Here is a 17,354-nt window from a genome sequence, read left to right as displayed (position 1 = left end):
CCATGCTCCAGGACGTCCCGCACTGGACGCACATCTTCGACCAGAGCCAGCACATCCCTACGCTCGTCACGCACTACGGCCCGATCGCCGCTGTTATCGCGGGAGCGGCCTTCTCGGTGTACAAGGCGGCTAGCGCGGCCCTGTGTCACTGGCACAACCGGCGGTTCCACCAGGACGACCGTCTGATCACGGTGTCGGTTCCGCCGCAGGTCGATCCGGCCAGCGCGCCCGCCTGGTGGGCCCACCAGACCGCCCTGCTCGCCCCGGCATGGAAGCGCTGGATCTTCGGACAGCCGTACCTGGCCTTCGAGTACGTCGGCGACGCGTCCGGAGTCCGCGTGCAGATCTGGGTGCCCGAAACGGTGCCGCCCGGCATGGTCGAGGAGACCATCCGAGCCGCCTGGCCAGGCGCCACCACCACAACAACCCGCCCCGCCGCGCTTCCCATCCCGACGAGGGCAGCGACGGTCGGTGGCCGTCTCGTGTTGTCCCGCGATGACTCCTATCCGCTGAAGACCGATCACCAGACCGACCCGGTCCGCTCCCTCCTCAGCGCGATGTCGGGACTCGACAAGGGGCAGTACGCCGCCGTCCAAATCCTCGCTCGACCGGTCACCGGCCGTCGCCTCTCCCGCGCGCACCGCGTTGCCTCCAGGCTCAAGGACGGGCGCCCTGCTTCGTCGCGGGGCTTCTTCTTCGACCTGATCACACCTGGAATGCGCGCGAGTACCTTCGGGCACGCATCCCCCGCGGCACGGGCGAGTGCACATCCCGAGCGCGCCGAGCAGGTTCGCGCGATCCTGGCCAAGGCGGCTCAACCCCGCTTCGAAGTCGAGATCCGTTACGCGGTCGGGGCACCCGACACCGAACACTTCCGGAAGTGGCTGCGCGGTCGAGCGCACGCCCTCGCATCGATCGCCGCGCTGTACGCATCCGGCCACCAGCACCTACGCCGCCGCAGGCTTCCAGACCCGACCAGCGCCCTCATGTGGCGTCGATTCCGACGCGGCTACCTGCTGGGCGCCGCCGAACTGGCCGCCCTCGCACACCTGCCCCTGGACCAAGACGCGCCCGCGATCACGCGCGCCGGAGCCCGGCCGGTCGCCCCGTCACCCGACGTCCCCACTGGCCCGGACGCCGTCAACGGTCCCGCACGGCTGCTGGGCGACGCCGACGCGAGCCACCGGCGCCCGGTCGCGCTACCGGTCACCGGCGGACGCCAGCACGTTCACGTCCTCGGACAGACCGGCGTCGGCAAATCCACCCTGCTCGCCTCACTCATCCTGGACGACGCCCATGACGGCCGCGGCGCCCTGGTCATCGACCCCAAAGGCGACCTGATCACCGACGTCCTCGACCGGCTCCCCAGCCGCATGGCAGGCCGGACGGTGGTGTTCGACCCGTCCGACCCCGCACCGCCGCCCTCGGTCGGAATCTTGTCCGGCCCCGACCCGGCGTTCGCCGTGGACTCGGTCGTGTCGATCTTCCATCGCTGCTTCCGTTCGTCCTGGGGGCCGCGCCTGGACGACCTGTTGCGCTCGGCCTGCCTGAGCCTCATGCACGCTCACGGTTCCCGCGCCACCCTCGCCCAGGTCCCGCAGCTCCTCACCGACTCGGCGTTCCGTGCCCGCGTGGTCGGACGGCTCTCGGACGATCTTCTACGCGGCTTCTGGTCCGGCTACGACGAACTGTCACCGGCCGGAAGGGCCGCCGCGATCGGCCCCGTGATGAACAAGCTCCGCGCCGTGCTGCTCCGCCCGTTCGTCCACCAAGCCCTCTCCGCGACCGGATCCACAGTCGACCTGGCCCAGCACCTCGACCGCGGCGGCCTCGTCCTGGCCCGCCTACCCAAAGGCGTCCTCGGCGAAGACGCCGCCCGCCTCATGGGGTCACTCCTGCTCGCACACACCTGGCAAGGCATCACCCGCCGCGCAGCACTGCCCGAGCACGAGCGGCCGGACTCGGCCGCCTACATAGACGAGTGCCACAACTTCCTCAACCTGCCCGGGTCGGTGTCCGACATCTTGGCCGAGGCCCGCGGCTACCGCCTCTCGCTCGTCCTGGCCCACCAACACCTCTCCCAACTGCCCAAAGATCTGCGCGACGCGGTGTCCGCCGACGCCCGCAACAAGATCTACTTCGCGGCCTCACCCGAAGACGCGAGCGACCTCGCCCGGCACGCCGGCCCCGTCCTGTCCGCACACGACCTCGCCCACCTGGGCGCCTACCAGGCCACCGGGCGCCTCGTCACCGCCAGCCAGCCAACCCAAGCGTTCACCTTCCGCACCCGCCCGCTCCGCGACCCGATCCCCGGACGCGCCGACGAGATCCGCCACGCCTCACGCAAACGGTTCGCCCCGCACCCCATCACCTCGAAGCCAACCGCGTCTCCGGCCAACACGGTTCTGCTCGATCCCCGCACCAACCACGCCGCCGAGGACGAGGAGCGCAAGTAATGGCCAAGACCATCCGTCACCGCCGAGGCTCCGGAACTACCGGACGCGCGGCACCGGAGAAGCTCCTCGAACTGCGCCGGCGGCTCACCGACCGGGACCGCGCGATCCTCGAGCTCGTCTGGGAACACCGCGTCCTCACCACCCACCAGATCGCCGCCACCTTCTTCAGCGCGCCCAACAAGGCGCGCGACCGGCTCCTGCAACTGTTCCGGCTCGACGCGCTGGAAAGATTCCAGCCGTGGGTGCCGGTCGGTGCCGCTCCCTTCCACTGGGTCATCGGACCGGTCGGCGCCCAATGCCTGGCCGCTCACCGAGACACCGACCTCGCCGGACTCGGCTACCGGCGCACCGCCGTCCTACGGATCAGCCACTCCAAGCACCTCGCCCACCAGGTCGGCGTCAACGACTTCTTCACCCGCCTACACGCCCATGCGCGCCACGTCCCTGGTGCGCGCCTCGAGAAATGGTGGCCCGAACACCGATGCGCCCAACTCTGGGGCGACCTCGCCTGCCCAGACGCTTACGGCCGATGGAGCGAACCATCCCGTGAGGGCGACGGACCAGCAACGATCGACTTCTTCCTAGAACACGACACCGGAAGCGTCAGCCTCGCCAAGGTCGCCGCGAAGCTCAACGGATACGAGGCTCTCGCCGAAGCGACCGGCATCAGTACCCCGGTTCTGTTCTGGTTGCCGAGCAGCCGCCGTGAAGCCAACCTCCGCAGACTCCTGGGAACACCACCCGTCCCCGTCGCGACCGCCGTCCACACGCCAACGACCAGCAGCCCGGCTGCCCCCATCTGGCTACCCGCGGGTGGGGACGGTCCACGCCATCCGCTGATCGCCCTGGCCACCACACCCCTCCGGCAACCCCTTCCCGGGACCCGCGAGACGGAGGACGGCCGTTGCCCGTAGTCGCCGGACTGGTCGCCCTCGTCGTCCTGGCCGTCGTCCTCATAGGCGCTGTCAGCGGATCATCTTCTACGCACAACGAATGCGGCCTGGGCACCGACGGTCCACCGGGCACCGGAATCCCAGCCAACTACCTCGCCCTCTACCGCAAGGCCGGAGCCCAGTACCGCATCCCATGGGAGATCCTCGCCGCCATCGGCGCAGCCGAGTCCGATCACGGCCGATCTCACGCACCCGGCGTCCGCTCAGGCGAGAACCACGCCGGAGCCGGTGGCCCCATGCAGTTCCTCGCAGCCACCTGGGCCGCCTTCGGCGTCGACGGCAACCACGACGGCAAGAAAGACCGCTACGACCCTGCAGACGCCATCCCCGCCGCCGCCCGCTACCTCCAGCACAACGGCGCGCCCCAGAAGATGCGCATCGCCCTGTTCGCCTACAACCACAGCAACGCCTACGTGAGGGACGTACTCAACCGCGCCCGCCACTACAAGGCCACAGCACCGACCGATTGCGGCGACTCCGGAGCCATCACCGCCCCCAACGAGACAATCGCAAAGATCATCGCTTTCGCCATGGCCCAACGCGGCAAGCCCTACGTCTTCGGCGCCACCGGCCCAAACGCTTGGGACTGCTCCAGCCTCGTCCAGGCCGCCTACCGAGCCGCTGGCCTCACCATCCCGCGCACAACCTTCGCCCAATGGCCCTTCGGCGTACGAGTCCCCAACCACCAGGCACAACCCGGCGACCTGGTCTTCTTCAACTCAGGCCCCGGCACCTCCACAAACCGCCCCGGCCACGTCGGCCTCGTCATCGCCCCAGGCAAGATGGTCGCCGCCCGCTGCTCAACCTGCCGCCCCGCCATAGGCGTAGAAACCTACCGCCGCCAAGACTGGATAGGCACCACTCGTCCCCTGCTTGCACTCCTACGTTCGTGACCTTCCGCTTTCCCGCGCGAGATCGCTGCCAATCCACGGATAAGTGGTAACGACGCACCCGACGGCCGTTCGGAAATTCTTGCGCAACAATCATGTTCACGGTCCCACGACGCAACTAGCGCAATAGTACCGAAACGCCGCTCATTCTAAGCTGGCCATCTCACTGCCAAACGCCATTAGGGGGAGCATTGTACACTCTAACCCATTGCTTCTTTTCTAGGTCCCAGTCATAGGCGGGCGCATCGAAAATCACCTCCATGTCGGGCCCACTTTCGTCGCTACCCAGCCAACGAAAGCTACTCACCTTATCGCTCATACCAAGCGTTTTCATAGCAGGCTCGCCGTTAAAGAGAAGCGAGGCTGTCCAGCTTCCCGTATACAGGTAGCCCGGTTGACCCTCAATCCTCAGAAGGGCGGAACTAGTTTCCATGTCCTTGAGGTTCAGTACGAATGGTGGCATCTTTGCCTCACGGCCAGTATTGAGGTCAACGACTTCACTAGTTCCAGTCCTCGTATCGGTCACGACCTCCGTGCCATGCTCACCGCCAGCTCCATACTGACAGCGGATGAGGATGTATTCACTCGCCATTTTTCTTCTTTCGGTGACCGTAACGGACGTTTTAATGATCGACAGAACGTCTCGACTCCCCGCCTGGAGGTACATAGTATTGCTCGCCGATAGCGCATATACACGCGGCTCTGTGGCCATCCAGTCGTGCCAAAATGGACAGTGTCCAATCGCCCTATCAGCCGGATAGGGTGGCGGCGTCGGAAGCTCACTGGGTGACCCTACAAAAATGAATGACGCATTGCCGTCAAGCTCGGCGATGACTCGCTTAATTCCTGCCGGCATGCTCCCACATTCTACGTTATTCCGCTCCCCCTGCACATTGCAGTTTCCGTTATTAATTTTCTGCTTCTGCTCGACTGGCGTCCGTCGAACTTCCTCCTCACCATTCTGCCACTTGTATATTGCGTAAGTGAGCAGTAGGCCGACAATTGCGGCTACCGCCCCAACTGCCTGCCAGTGCGGCTTTGTAAAAAATGATCCATCATCGTTGGTGTTGCTGCTCGCCATAAAAGTACCTCCTTGTTCGTATCATCCTCCTGATCGACCGGGATGACTGGGCATCCTTAAGTTCCACCGGAGACATGGCCAGATGTGGCAATGCCGGTCAAAGTGAGTCACACGGCTTCTGCAGCATGCTATTGGGCGCACAGCAAACGCTTGGTAAGCGGGTCTGATCTTGGTAGCGGATCCGGCCCCCCGCTGCGATCTTGAAGCGACGATGTGCCCATCTGGTGGGTGGGGGCCGAGAACTCTCTACATAGATCAGATAGGGGCAAGATCTTGATCAAGGACGCAACCGGGCTCAGGTAGCGTTCCGTCCAACCGAGGCCCGCTCGGTGTTTTAGCGTTCCGGCTCGTCTGTCGACATCGTGTAATGCCACCAAGCATGATCTTCAGGGCGCCTTCGTTGTCGGCGTCCAAGACGACAGGCAACTCGGTGACCTCCAAACTGCCGGGAGCTGCGGTTACCCGTTCAAAGGTCTAGATCTCGGGCCTTAACACGGTTGAGGAGGTCAGCGAACGCGGTGCGGGCGAGGGTCAGGTGGCCGCCCTCGGGGTTCTTGCTGTCGCGGATACCGATGGCGGCCGGCACCTGTGCGACCTGTACACACTCCTGTTCGGAGTTGCTACGGCTGCTCTTGCGCCACTTGGCCGCAGCCAGGTCACGACTCATGGTCCGTTCATCTCCCTTGCTATCTCCCGGAACAGCGCCGAGCTGGCCCCACACGGCAGGGCGTTGTCCCAGATGGTCTTGAACGCTTCGGCGTAGCGGTCGATCTCGGAGGGTTTGTCTAGGTACAGGGCTCCGGTGAAGCCTTGCACATACACCGTGGGCGGTTCGTGGTTGCGTCCGTCCCCGGTGGTCGGGAACCGCATGAGGATGAACGAACCGGTATCGAGCCCCTGGTGCGCGCCCGACGAGAAGGGCACAACACGGATGGAGACGTTGCTGCGGTCGTTCAGCTCAGAGAGGTGGTCCAGCTGAGCCGTCATGACTGCGGTGCCGCCGATGGCTCGGCGAATAACGGCCTCGTTCAGAGCAACTCTGAGCCTGGGCGGTGCGGTCGGGCGGGTCACCAAGGTCTGGCGTTGGATTCGCAACTCCACTCGACGCTCGATCTCCTCGTCGTGGAGGCGTGTGTTGTTCCTAATGACCGCGCGGGCGTAGTCAGGTGTTTGGAAGAGACCTGGGATCAACTCGGATGAGTACTCCTCACGGCTGACTGCTGCCCCCTCCAGGCCGATGAACAGGTCGAACCCGTCCGGGATGACGTCGCCGTAGGCATGCCACCAGCCTTTCCCCTTGGTCTCCTTGGCGAGGCCCATGAGGGCCACCTTCAGATCCTCGGGCGCCCCGTAAACGCGGCACATGAGCTCGACATCGTGGGATCGCAGGGACGTTTGCCCGGTCTCGATCCTCCACATCTTCGCCTCGGACCATTCGAGCGCTTTCGCGGCGGCTTGCACCGTTAGGCGTGCGTTCGTCCGAAGTTCGCGCAGGTACCGGCCGAGCTGCCTCCGAGGGACGGTCGACCCCGTCGCGGCTCCCGTCATCCGCTTCACCTCCATCCCGGGGCGGTCTTTCACTCGAAATGAAAGCATCCCCCCGCACGATTCGCAATGAGTCTCCGACCTGCGGAAATTCGGCACGGAGATTCACTCTGACACCTTGCAGTCCTGGTTTTCATGGTGCTCTACTCGGTGTCAGCACGGAGGTAGTTCGCGACAATCCGTGATCTCGGCGAGCCGGTCAGGGCGCCCGTTCCGCGCTTCGCCACAGCAGAGGAACAACTGCCCCACGCACGAAGGAAGCCGATCATGAAGATTATCGACGAATACCGGAGCCCGGACGGCAACGGCCATGTCTTCGGAGCATGACCATGGGAGCACACGTGCGGTCTCCCAATGCGCGATACGTCCCCCCTCCCCCGGAGGCGAAGCGGACGCGCGGCCCCGCCACCCTGATCCCCCAGCGCGAGCGCGTTGCGTTCCTGGCCAGCCTGTCTAGGGCATTCGCCCATTTGGAGGGCATCATCACGGCCTTCGCCGAGGTCGAGGGATACATCGTCCTCAACGTGATCCCCCTGGGCGTGCCCGGACGAGCCGTCACGGTCGGCTGCCACTACCGCCGGGACGGGGCGTGGTGGCTCTACGACATCAGCACGGGCGAGTTCATCCGGCCGGCGAACGACTCCAGGGCGGCGGCACACCAGATCAGAACCAAGATGAAAGAGGCAGTAGCGGCATGACCTTGGTGGTATCGGACTACCCCCGAAAGCAGCTCGGCAAGGTCGCCGAGATCAACGGCATGACCACCGCCGACGGCCCGTGGATCGCCGCGCGCGATGCGTTCGCCATCACCGGCCTCCAGGTCGGTGTGCTGGTGCGTTGGGAGGAGGAGGGTCTCATCTCGGTGGTTCAGGACGCCGTCGGGTCGCCGCGGCGGTACCTCAAGCCGGAGCTCGAAGTCGTCGCCAAGTTGGGAACGTGCGGACCGCCGAACCTGCGAAGCCTGCGCCGCTACGTGAGGACCCAACCCACGGACACGAGCGACGACGCCTTGCCTGTGGACCGTGACGAGCATGAGCAGACCCCTGGGCCGGCGGCTTCGGATGGCGCGGCGTACGTGGTCACCCTGGCGAACCTTCTTCGAGGACAGAAGCTCACCGTCGACATGGTCGAAGAGCACCGGTTGCGCGTGTCCAAGGGCGCGAACTCGCGCGGGGTCGCGATCGAATGCCAGCGCCGCGCGAGTGACACTGACCGCTGGTGGTTCAGCTGGGGCGGAGGCGTCTGGCTGTGCGAGGCCGACAACCCGGCCGAGGCCGTGGTCCAGGTGAAGGCGGCGCTGCGCACCGTGGGGGCACCCCGATGACGGCGAGCGGACCGATGGCGTACGCGGCCCAGCCGGAAGCCATGGGTGCGCTGATCTCGACTCTGTTCGCCGACCGGCTGTTCGAGCACGGCATCCCCTTCGTACGCGTCGGTCTGATGACCGCCTACGTGGAGGACCGCACAGCGGCGGAGTTGGCGGGCATGAAACGCCGTCCCGCTGATGAGGCCATTGGAGCGGCCCTCGGCATCGTGGCGCAGGCGTGGGACGAGGCGATGACCATGCACGGCATGTTCCGCCGGACGATCGACCAATGCCAGCAGCAGGTTCGCCTGGAACTCGAAGAGGTCGTGGACGAGCACATCACGCTCGTGAGGAAGGCGACGGAGGCAGGACAGCCCATGCCGAACGCGCATTCGGCGGTGCCACAAACCGACCAGGACGAGCAGTCGCGCATCCAGATGCGCACCTCGGGCGCGGACCCAATCCCACAGCACTGCGCGCCTTGATACAGGTCACACCCCGCAGCGCCAGAAGAGAAGAGCGCTACGGGGTGCGGGTCCTGGAGCCGCGTTGATCCATGCGGTTCCAGGACCCTCCAAGCCCCAGAGGACCCTCGCCCCCTACGGTCCCGCTCCGGGCCCTTCAACAGCACTTCGGTAAGAGAGGACACGTCGCGTGCTCAAGGGCTCACCCCCGAAGCTCTCCGCCGAGCGCCTCGTCATGGTCGTCCTCGTCCGAGAAGACAGCAGCGCCGGCGGCTCCATGCCCACCTACTCCTTGGACCAACTCCCTCGAGTGACGGCGCGCGCCCATACAGCAGGCATAACCGCCCTGAAGGTCTTCGCCACCGACCGGCGTGACGTCTCAGGGACAAGAGCCGCAGCCCACGACTCGGTGATGACCCGTGCGATCCGCGTCATCAAGTCGACGCAACCGAGTATGGAGGTGATGACCGAGACCTGTTTATGCGCCTACGCCTCGACCGGCGAATGCCACCTCACCGGGCGCGCTGGGATGCCCGACCAGGCGGCAACCAATGCGGCGCTGGCACGCCAGGCCGTGACCCAAGCCAGGGCTGGAGCCGACGTGATCGGCCCCGCCGCCATGGTCCCCGGCTCGATCGCCACGTGCCGGAACGCGCTCGACGCCGCTGGGTTCGACCAGGTCCGCATCATGCCGCATCTAATCGTGAGCTCACGCCTCTACGGCGGATACCGCGCCGCGATGGACATCCGGCCACAGTCGACGCGTCGGCCCTTCCAGCTCCCCGTTACGGGATCAACAGCCACGGCTGTTGAGCGGGGGCTGATGATGGTGACCGAAGGCGCCGACTCACTATTGATCGAGCCCGCCCTGTTCTCTACCGACATACTCAGCGGCCTGCATGCCAAGGCCGACGTACCGCTATTGCCCTTCTCCGTCTCTGGAGAGTGCATCACCCTTCCGCCCTCGCTGCTGGCCGAGGAGTACGCCATGCTCCTGCGCGCCGGAGCATCGCGAGTGGTCAGCCATGCCGCGCTGACGCTCGCAACTACGCTCGGTGATGCGTCGCCCACCGTCCCAACGTCCTGAAAGCACTCCGTGATGACCGTCGTTCCTTCCGAATCGAGCACCTCTCTCCCCCCAGCCGCCGCCTACTTCCGTGAGGCACTGCCCGCGAGGGCGTTCCGGCTCGGCGGGCGCACCAGTCACCTCGCCCGCGCCTACGCCCGGCGCGTCATCGACGCCCTCGCGGCCGTAGTGCCCGGCCTGGAGATCGAATACGTCCCCATCGAGACCTCGGCGGACCGATACAAGGGCGACCTGTCGGAGCTGGGCGGCAAGGGCCTGTTCATGAAGGAGATCGACAAGGCCCTGATGATGGGCCAGATCGACGCCGCCGTGCACTGCATGAAGGACGTTCCGGGCGACGTCCCCCTGCCGAAAGAGTTCGTCTTTGCCGCCTACCTCCAACGTGACGACGTGCGCGACGCTCTGGTCTTCCCGGACGGCTCGAAGTACAGCACGCTCAGCGACCTTCCACCCGGAGCACGCATCGGAACGTCAGCCGTCCGGCGCAAGGCCCAGCTCCTGCGCAACCGCCCTGATCTCAACGTGCAGCGGTTCCGCGGCAACGTCGTCCCGCGCCTGAATCGACTCGACGAAGAGCGGGAGGTGGACGCCCTGGTCCTGGCGGGCGGCGGCCTGGCCAAGGTCGGCATGGAACACCGCATCTCGCAACTGCTCAGCCTGGACGAGATGTGCCCCGCCATCGGGGCCGGAGTCGTCGGCGTCCAGTGCCGCAAGGCCGACGAGGGGATTGTGGAGCTTCTCCAGGTCATCGATGACGCCGTGACCCGAACGCACATCCTCGCCGAGCGGACCATGCTGCACGCGCTCCAAGGGCACTGCAACAGTCCCATTGCCGGGCACTGCAACACCACCGACGACGGCCAGCTCAGCCTGATCGGCATGGTGTTCAGCCGCGACGGCGCGACGTTCGCCTACGCCCACGAGTGGGACACCCCCGAGCACGCCTACGAACTCGGCGCCTTCGTAGCCGCGAGCCTGATCCGCAAGAACGCCCGAAGCATCATCGCCGGCACTCGTCTGCACTGAACGATGACGACAGGTATCGCATTCGAACCGAGGGGTTCACCTCCGGCTGGTACACCAACGCACGCGGTTTCTATGATCTCTACCCGGAAAGACAGCAAGAGGTTTGGGTCGAGCGACCCTATGCCCGAACTTAAATAAGGGCAAGACCAAATATCACTGCCCGACTGCAGGCTCGCTCAAGTGCCGCTTCATCGCACGTCCTAGCCGCGCCTGGAGCGGCGTCGGCGAATAACAAGCTGGATTCCGAAACCGCGCAAGGCAAAAGAGAGAGCGCTGATCAGCGAAATTAGCGCCAAGGCCACCGGGACGATCCACCAGCGGGTATCCAGCATCTGGAAGAGGAAGACGCCGCTAAGTATCAACGAGGCAGTGGCGAGCAACGCAATGATTGAACGGGGAAACGCCTCTTCATGCTCTCGTCCCAGTTCGCTATCAATCCTCTCGGTTGCCTCCTGGAAGGCCGCGCGCCGCTCCTCGATCATGGCACCGTAGACCTCCCACAACCTGGCGCGCCGTTCCTCGTCGCCCTGCTCATGGGACGAGCCACTCGCAGCCAAGCCAGACCACCGTCCTCGCTACTCAGTTGTCGGTCAGGAGTTTGCTGGCAGCAATCAGGTCGGCCAGTGCACGGATCAAGTTGCGGTGTTCAACGATGAAGTCCTTGGCGGTCGGTGCGTCGATCGAAAGAACGCCGAATTGCCTGCCATTACAGATGACCGGTGCAGCGATAACAGCCTCATACGAGTTCACAGATGTTGGTTTCAGATAACTAATATTGGGGGGCGTACCGTCGACCACCCATATAGCGTCCTTGTCCAGGATGTCGACTTTAATGTGGCTGCCACCAGGATGCGCGCCCTCGATCTTCGCGCGTGGCGAAGGCGCCGTCACTGGACTGAACTTGACCAGCTCATAATCGTCGGCTGCGGTCCGTGAGTAGAACGATGCTCTCGCCCGGGTATGGAAATTGGGAGGAGCTGGCGGGGCGATGAGACGCACCGCGCCTTCGAGGATCTCTTCGAGGAACCGTTCGAAGTTCTGTTGGGACGCGACATCGATAGGTGTGGTCCGGGGGTGGTCGCTGACGTATTTGGAAACCTGGTCACGCATGCGCTGTGCGCTTGGCAGAAGGATGTTGTTGTAGAGGAGCGTCATCTCGGCCTCGGCCTTGATCGCGCGTTCGCGCGCACGGGCGCGTGCGCGTTCCGCCATGTGGTTCTCGATGAACGTGCCGAGCACCGCCGTCAGCGCGAGCACGCCCCCGACCAAGTACATGAGCCGTTTGTCGTCGTCTTTGGCGAAGCCCTCACCATAGACACCGATCGCAACCAGGCCGGCGCCGGAGGCTGCTGAGATGAAGAAGAATCCAAGAACCTTACGCCAGTACTTCCAACCCATGCCCACCTCGCCGCCCTCAACTAAGTATGCGGTAGCTCAAGCCTGACATTCCCGCATCGGTCAACGTCGGTGGATGCCGCAATCGTTAGGTTAGCCGCGTGGCCGCCTCTGGCCGTGACCTGACATCTCTAGATCGTTCTTGAGCGGTTTCACTGGATCCGGCGGATGACAACCGTGTACGAGGGCGAGATGCCCTCCACAATCTCGCCTGCGAGATAACGCAAAGAGGGCCGCACGCCCGGCGGCGCGCACGGGGCCGCACGCCCGGCGGCGCGCACGGGGCCGCACGCCCGGCGGCGCGCACGGGGCCGCACGCCCGGCGGCGCGCACGGGGCCGCACGCCCGGCGGCGCGCACGGGGCCGCACGCCCGGCGGCGCGCACGGGGCCGCACGCCCGGCGGCGCGCACGGGGCCGCACGCCCGGCGGCGCGCACGGGGCCGCACGCCCGGCGGCGCGCACGGGGCCGCACGCCCGGCGGCGCGCACGGGGCCCGGGTGGCGTTCCACCTACCCGGGCCCCTTGTTGCGCGTGGCGCGGTCTGTGCTGTCCCTACCGGTCTACCGGCGGCGCTTCACACCGCCGCCCATGAGACGGCATGCACGTTCGTCGTCGGCGTTCAGGAAGACGACCGGCAACTCAGCGATGCCGGTCTGTCGGGCCTTGTGGATTCGGTGCCATCCGTCGATCACGATCGGCGTTCCCACGTCGGGAAGTGGAACGGCCAGCAGCGGGCGGGACAGGTCCACCGTTTCCGCGTGTTCGGCGTCGATGCGGATGAGCGCGCCGAGCGCGCCGATGTCTGAGACGTTCGCGTACGTGACCGGGTAGCGGGTGGCCGCGCGCGCGGCGAGCGCCACGTCCCAGGCCCACCCGAGCAGGACGAACACCTGGTCGTACGGGTCATGTTCTGTGTCGTGCGAGGTCGTGCCGGTCGCGTCACCGGACATGTAGCGTCTCCTTCATCATGACAACCTCATTGGGTTGGGGTGGGGGTCGTGAGACCCCGAGTCATGACGGGGCGGACGGGCCCTCACCCGTCCGCCCCGCCTACGGGTCACGCGGCGTTCGTGCTGTCCGCGTCGTCGCTACCGGTGGCCGCGCTGTCGGTGGCCGGGGTGGCCGCGCGGAACCGGCGGGGGCGTTCGCAGGTCAGGACTGCCTCGCCCTGTCCGACGAGGGTGTCGAGGGCGTTGGCGACGGCCCCGGATGAACGGTCCAGGACCTTGGCGATCTCGCCAGGCGTGAATTCCAGGTCGGGGAACGCGTTCAGGTGCTGGGCGACCAGGGGCCGCAGGGGCGACGGCGCGCCACGGTCGCCGGTCGCGCGCGCCGTCCGCGTCCGGGTGCCGGTGGTAGCGCGGGTGGTGCGGCGGACGCTACCGGCGTAGCGCGCGATGTCCTCCATGCCGCGCGTGACCTTCTCGTCGTCGTCCGCCGCGATCGCTGCGAGGGTCGTGGTGACCGTGCTCAGCAGGTCGGTCAGGATTACGCGGGCGGTCTCGCGCTGCTCCGCCTTGCGCAGCTCGGCGTCCACCCGTGCGCGCCGTTCGGCCTCCTCCTCCTGAGCCTTGCGCAGCGCCTCGGCCGCTGCCGTCCGCCGGTCGGCCTCGTCCGCTAGAACCTGCATCGCGGTAGCGAGTGTGTCCGGCGAGATCACACCCGCCTCGGTCGTGGCGTCCGGGGCGGTCGGGGCGTCCGATGCCGCCGTGGTTTCGGCGTCCCCGTCGTCTGCCTGAGCAGTCGGGCTGGTGTCACCGGCCCCGGTAGCGGTCGTGAAGACGACCGGGGACCACACGTCCGGGGTACGGCCCCGACCGGTTCCCTCACCGGCCGCCCGGACAGCGCGCCCGGCGTCCGCGAACGCCGTCAGGGCCTTGGTCACCGTCGCGCGACTGACCCCGGACGCCTCGGCCAGCGCCGACACCGTCGCACCGCCCGGTGCGGCGTTCAGCGCGTCCCACACGGCCCCTGCCGCCCCGGTCGGGCGGTCGTCCCCGGTGCCGTCCGCCGAAGCGGTGGTGGCCGTGTCAGCGTTCGCGGTGGTGTTGGTGTTCGCCATTGTTCCTACCTCCTGAATGGCGGCCGATTCGGCGGGACTTTCCCGCCCGGCGTCGTCCGCCATGACGACCATTTCTCGATGACACGGCGAATGCAACACGGAGCGCCGACCAATTTCGTTGCCGGAACGGCTGGAGAGGCTTACCTCAGTAAACGAAAATTTAATGGCCGGGCCGGACTCAGCGGCATCGGACTGGAGGTCCGAACCCGTCTTCGAATACTTTGCAACGGACTCGCGCATTTCGAGACCGGGTTGCCAGATGGCGTCCACTCGGGTTGTGCGGCCTGGCTATGGCAGCAGCCTCGACCCGACGTGCGGACGCGCCGTGCCCTACCCGGCGTTCATATGGCTCTATTGGTTGCATGGGAGGGGCAGAGCCGTTGGCCCCTATGGAATCGATAAAGCATTTTCGAGTGGCGCACCCTTTTGGATGACCCCTTGAGGGGGTATCCGGGTGCACCGCAGCCCCAGCCGAGGCGCGCGCTGACCTGCGTCGACACCAGTTCAAGCCGGGGGCGCCCATAGACAACCCCCCGGTTGCTCCCCCGATCGCGCCCCTGGTTGCCCCGGCTGCCTTGGCCTCGTGTACGAGCAAAGGCCCCGCCCGCACCTGGCCAAGGTACGGACGGGGCCTGAGCTTGGCCCTAGCCTGGGGAGGCGGGACCAGCCTGCTATGGACAGGCTGGTCCCGCCCTATGCGGCCGGAGTGACGGACGTGCCCAGCGGCGGGTCCTCACACGGCTTGTCGATGCAGAGAAGGTCCGCCCAGACGGTGTGGCCTTCGCTCGGACTCCCGTGGACACCCAGCATCGCGGCCAGTTGCGAGACGGCCCGCAGGCCCCGTCCCCCTTCGCTCTCGATCGGGCATCCGAGCGGGTCGTGCCTCACCGTGGGGTATCCACCGCCGCCGAGGTCGCTGACGCCGACATAGGCCAGGCCACCGAGCACCAGCTCGACCGTGAACCGACCGCCCTGCTGCCCCGATCGGGTATGGCGCACGGCATTCGAGGCGAGTTCGGTCACCACGAATCCCACGTCCGAGGCGATTGAGGTCTCGGCGAACAGGAACATCGCGAACTGCCGTGCCAGCGGAATCTGATCTGCCCGCCCGGGGAAGACGCGCCGCCATGACATCGACGCGCCCATCATCGAGGCCGTGGGTTCGAGTTTGAATCTCGACATTCCTTGAATCCTCCTGACCGGCCGCCCCGCCGCCGCATTCCAGTAGTGGCGAATTAGCGCAGCGAACCGGTCACCATCAAGGGATAGCTCGCATCAAGTTGTCAAGCCCCGCGAATGCTCGTCAATTGACTCGGAGTGCTTGATATAAGCGAGCCACGACACCGGGGGACGGCCTCCAATAGGTTGGCACGTGTGAGTGGTTACGACTTGATCGCGTATGCGGGGAACGCTGAGGACGTCGTGTTGATGCGCGCCTTCGCGGGGCGGGAGAGCGGGTTCTTCGTTGATGTCGGTGCCGGCGAGCCCGTCAGCGGCTCACTGACCAAGAACCTCGTGGACGTCCTGGGCTGGCGTGGGGTGAACGTCGAGCCGTTGCCTGATCGCTACGCACGCCTTCAGCGAGCCCGGCCAGGCGACATGAACCTTCGCGTGGCGATCGGAGATGAGCCGGGCGTCGCGGAGTTCTTCCGGATCGTTCCAGGACAGGGGAAGGCCGGTGGCGGCGGCCTTAGCACCCTGCGTCGGGACGTCTTGGAGAGGCATCTCGCGGACGGTTGGCGCCACGAGGAACTGCACGTCGAGGTCGTCACGTTGGAGACGGTTCTCGCCGCACACGCCGAACCGGGGTTCGACCTGCTGAAGGTGGATGTGGAGGGGGCCGAGGCAGCTGTGCTCCGGTCGGCGGACCTTCAAGTGTGGCGGCCGCGGGTGCTCGTGGTTGAGGCGACCTTCCCGCTGTCATCCCGTCCGAGTCACCAGGAGTGGGAGCCCCTCGTTCTCGCGGCCGGGTACGAGCTGGCACTCTTTGACGGCCTCAATCGGTTCTACGCGCGCGACGACGAGCTCGGTCTGGGTGAGCGGCTCGCCGTGCCTGCGAACGTCCTGGATAACTACATCCCGTACGCGTGCGCCCGCCGGGCCGGGTATCAAGGACGTCCCAATCGGTAATGTGGCAGTGGTAATTCAAGGCGGTGGCCATTTGAACAGGGCCGAGAACTAATCGGCTTTGCGTATGTACATTCCACGGACCAGCACAGCAGACCGTGCGCCAAGACCGAAGTTTGCTTTGACGCACTCCATAGAGGCTAGAAAGGGCCGCCAAGAGGAAGGCGCTGAGCCTCAGACATTGCCGCTGGCGTCTGTGAGTTCATGCACCGGGCAAAGCGACGGCCCCTGGCGGTAGCGCACCAAGGGCCGTCTAGGACCCGAGTCCCCTGCTAGAGACCGAGTCAGCCCCGACCATACGCTCAGGTGGGCGCACAAGATAGTCCACACAACGCTGTCAAGCATGCGACGTTCTCAGGGAGAGCATCAGCATCGCTGAGGGTCAGCATCGATGAGACTCGCTTGTCCTTACGGTACAGCATGCGCAAGCCTCTTGTATACAACGACTGCGGGACCGTCTCACGACGGTCCTTTGGTGGTAGCGCACCGCAGTCGCCACTTTCCGAGTCCCCTGCTGGAGGCTTTTTCTGTTATGACCCTGCGCTCAATTTCATATGTATCGCAGCCGCTCGGCGATACGTCGGTCAGTACCGACGTAGTGCTGATCGGATTCGTTCTCATCGTCGTCGCCATTGCGACTTACCGGGATCCTCAACTCGCGACCGCGCTCGGCACGACCTGCGCGGTGGGGGCATTGCTGATTGTGCTGCTGATCACCTAAATCTCAAGTTGAGCCCTCAGGTGGCGTCCACCACCTGAGGGCCACTTGCCACACACTGAGGATCGGCATAAGCACAACCGGTTGAGCACTGGCCATAAACAAGACAGGTCCATTGAGGTTTTGTCAGCGACTTTCAGCTGATCCGGCGGTGCTCGAAGAGCGTGAGGACATGCGCGGAGCGGACGAGGTCGCCAATTCTGCCGGGGCTCAGCGTGGTGTGCTTGAGTGCGGTCCAGCGTT

At 65.8% G+C, this 17,354-nt stretch carries 18 protein-coding genes; 10 read left to right on the top strand and 8 right to left on the bottom strand.

The window, feature by feature from the left end; translation table 11 throughout:
• Positions 1-2 precede the first annotated feature (2 nt).
• From E1200_RS11545 to E1200_RS11535, 3 genes are read left to right on the top strand one after another with little or no spacing between them, the layout of a single operon-like run.
• Positions 3-2,456, top strand: a complete 2,454-nt coding sequence (locus E1200_RS11545; protein ID WP_207933296.1) for a DUF87 domain-containing protein — start codon at positions 3-5, stop codon at positions 2,454-2,456.
• Positions 2,456-3,370 carry a replication-relaxation family protein gene (locus E1200_RS11540; protein ID WP_131951847.1) on the top strand — a complete coding sequence of 305 codons (915 nt, stop codon included), beginning with the start codon at positions 2,456-2,458 and terminating at the stop codon, positions 3,368-3,370. Before E1200_RS11545 ends, E1200_RS11540 begins: the two co-directional genes overlap by 1 nt.
• Complete coding sequence (locus E1200_RS11535) at positions 3,361-4,302, top strand: lytic transglycosylase domain-containing protein (protein ID WP_131951846.1); 942 nt, start codon at positions 3,361-3,363, stop codon at positions 4,300-4,302. The genes E1200_RS11540 and E1200_RS11535 overlap by 10 nt, the downstream gene beginning before the upstream one ends.
• 160 nt (positions 4,303-4,462) lie before the next feature.
• Here the strand turns inward: E1200_RS11535 and E1200_RS11530 are convergent, their stop codons facing one another.
• From E1200_RS11530 to E1200_RS11520, 3 genes are all read right to left on the bottom strand, one after another.
• Entirely contained in the window at positions 4,463-5,380 is a 918-nt protein-coding gene (locus E1200_RS11530) for a hypothetical protein (protein ID WP_131951845.1), read from the bottom strand.
• A gap of 466 nt (positions 5,381-5,846) precedes the next feature.
• The gene (locus E1200_RS11525) at positions 5,847-6,047 is read right to left on the bottom strand and encodes a DUF397 domain-containing protein (RefSeq protein ID WP_131951844.1); all 201 of its coding nucleotides are present in this window, start codon (positions 6,045-6,047) and stop codon (positions 5,847-5,849) included.
• Positions 6,044-6,928 (bottom strand): helix-turn-helix transcriptional regulator, encoded by an 885-nt coding sequence (locus tag E1200_RS11520; protein WP_131951843.1) that lies wholly within the window; start codon positions 6,926-6,928, stop codon positions 6,044-6,046. Before E1200_RS11520 ends, E1200_RS11525 begins: the two co-directional genes overlap by 4 nt.
• A 338-nt stretch (positions 6,929-7,266) precedes the next feature.
• On the opposite strand from E1200_RS11520, the gene E1200_RS11515 reads away from it, so the two are divergent.
• From E1200_RS11515 to hemC, 5 genes are all read left to right on the top strand, one after another.
• Entirely contained in the window at positions 7,267-7,623 is a 357-nt protein-coding gene (locus tag E1200_RS11515; protein WP_131951842.1) for a hypothetical protein, read from the top strand.
• Positions 7,620-8,249: a hypothetical protein gene (locus E1200_RS11510; RefSeq protein ID WP_131951841.1), complete on the top strand. Its 630-nt coding sequence runs from the start codon at positions 7,620-7,622 to the stop codon at positions 8,247-8,249. Before E1200_RS11515 ends, E1200_RS11510 begins: the two co-directional genes overlap by 4 nt.
• 14 nt (positions 8,250-8,263) lie before the next feature.
• Positions 8,264-8,716, top strand: a complete 453-nt coding sequence (locus tag E1200_RS11505) for a hypothetical protein (RefSeq protein ID WP_131951840.1) — start codon at positions 8,264-8,266, stop codon at positions 8,714-8,716.
• 169 nt (positions 8,717-8,885) lie between these two features.
• Entirely contained in the window at positions 8,886-9,782 is an 897-nt protein-coding gene (locus E1200_RS11500) for a hypothetical protein (protein WP_131951839.1), read from the top strand.
• 12 nt (positions 9,783-9,794) lie between these two features.
• Positions 9,795-10,808: a hydroxymethylbilane synthase gene (gene hemC / locus E1200_RS11495; protein ID WP_131951838.1), complete on the top strand. Its 1,014-nt coding sequence runs from the start codon at positions 9,795-9,797 to the stop codon at positions 10,806-10,808.
• Positions 10,809-11,008: 200 nt separating this feature from the next.
• Here the strand turns inward: hemC and E1200_RS11490 are convergent, their stop codons facing one another.
• The 5 genes from E1200_RS11490 to E1200_RS11470 form a co-directional block, all read right to left on the bottom strand.
• On the bottom strand, positions 11,009-11,290 hold the full coding sequence (locus E1200_RS11490; RefSeq protein WP_131951837.1) for a hypothetical protein: 282 nt from the start codon (positions 11,288-11,290) through the stop codon (positions 11,009-11,011).
• A 97-nt stretch (positions 11,291-11,387) separates the two neighbouring features.
• Positions 11,388-12,206, bottom strand: coding sequence for a GAF domain-containing protein (locus tag E1200_RS11485; RefSeq protein WP_131951836.1), 819 nt, complete (start codon positions 12,204-12,206; stop codon positions 11,388-11,390).
• A gap of 558 nt (positions 12,207-12,764) precedes the next feature.
• Complete coding sequence (locus E1200_RS11480) at positions 12,765-13,154, bottom strand: hypothetical protein (RefSeq protein WP_131951835.1); 390 nt, start codon at positions 13,152-13,154, stop codon at positions 12,765-12,767.
• A gap of 107 nt (positions 13,155-13,261) precedes the next feature.
• Positions 13,262-14,536 carry a MarR family transcriptional regulator gene (locus tag E1200_RS11475; RefSeq protein WP_131951834.1) on the bottom strand — a complete coding sequence of 425 codons (1,275 nt, stop codon included), beginning with the start codon at positions 14,534-14,536 and terminating at the stop codon, positions 13,262-13,264.
• A 423-nt stretch (positions 14,537-14,959) separates the two neighbouring features.
• On the bottom strand, positions 14,960-15,412 hold the full coding sequence (locus E1200_RS11470; RefSeq protein ID WP_165950281.1) for an ATP-binding protein: 453 nt from the start codon (positions 15,410-15,412) through the stop codon (positions 14,960-14,962).
• A 228-nt stretch (positions 15,413-15,640) separates the two neighbouring features.
• Here E1200_RS11470 and E1200_RS11465 point away from each other — a divergent pair, with 228 nt between their 5' ends.
• Positions 15,641-16,396 carry an FkbM family methyltransferase gene (locus E1200_RS11465; protein ID WP_131951832.1) on the top strand — a complete coding sequence of 252 codons (756 nt, stop codon included), beginning with the start codon at positions 15,641-15,643 and terminating at the stop codon, positions 16,394-16,396.
• A gap of 529 nt (positions 16,397-16,925) precedes the next feature.
• Positions 16,926-17,114: a hypothetical protein gene (locus E1200_RS11460; RefSeq protein ID WP_131951831.1), complete on the top strand. Its 189-nt coding sequence runs from the start codon at positions 16,926-16,928 to the stop codon at positions 17,112-17,114.
• Positions 17,115-17,354 lie beyond the last annotated feature (240 nt).

It is taken from the genome of Actinomadura sp. GC306 (assembly GCF_004348665.1).
GTDB lineage: Bacteria > Actinomycetota > Actinomycetes > Streptosporangiales > Streptosporangiaceae > Spirillospora.
This window is presented reverse-complemented; position numbering and strand designations above follow the sequence as displayed.

Coding starts and splice junctions, on each gene's coding strand:
- E1200_RS11545 (WP_207933296.1), top strand. CDS start 3: ATGCTCCAGGACGTCCCGCACTGGACGCACATCTTCGACCAGAGCCAG.
- E1200_RS11540 (WP_131951847.1), top strand. CDS start 2,456: ATGGCCAAGACCATCCGTCACCGCCGAGGCTCCGGAACTACCGGACGC.
- E1200_RS11530 (WP_131951845.1), bottom strand. CDS start 5,380: ATGGCGAGCAGCAACACCAACGATGATGGATCATTTTTTACAAAGCCG.
- E1200_RS11525 (WP_131951844.1), bottom strand. CDS start 6,047: ATGAGTCGTGACCTGGCTGCGGCCAAGTGGCGCAAGAGCAGCCGTAGC.
- E1200_RS11520 (WP_131951843.1), bottom strand. CDS start 6,928: ATGACGGGAGCCGCGACGGGGTCGACCGTCCCTCGGAGGCAGCTCGGC.
- E1200_RS11510 (WP_131951841.1), top strand. CDS start 7,620: ATGACCTTGGTGGTATCGGACTACCCCCGAAAGCAGCTCGGCAAGGTC.
- E1200_RS11505 (WP_131951840.1), top strand. CDS start 8,264: ATGGCGTACGCGGCCCAGCCGGAAGCCATGGGTGCGCTGATCTCGACT.
- hemC (WP_131951838.1), top strand. CDS start 9,795: ATGACCGTCGTTCCTTCCGAATCGAGCACCTCTCTCCCCCCAGCCGCC.
- E1200_RS11490 (WP_131951837.1), bottom strand. CDS start 11,290: ATGATCGAGGAGCGGCGCGCGGCCTTCCAGGAGGCAACCGAGAGGATT.
- E1200_RS11485 (WP_131951836.1), bottom strand. CDS start 12,206: ATGGGTTGGAAGTACTGGCGTAAGGTTCTTGGATTCTTCTTCATCTCA.
- E1200_RS11480 (WP_131951835.1), bottom strand. CDS start 13,154: ATGTCCGGTGACGCGACCGGCACGACCTCGCACGACACAGAACATGAC.
- E1200_RS11470 (WP_165950281.1), bottom strand. CDS start 15,412: ATGGGCGCGTCGATGTCATGGCGGCGCGTCTTCCCCGGGCGGGCAGAT.
- E1200_RS11460 (WP_131951831.1), top strand. CDS start 16,926: ATGACCCTGCGCTCAATTTCATATGTATCGCAGCCGCTCGGCGATACG.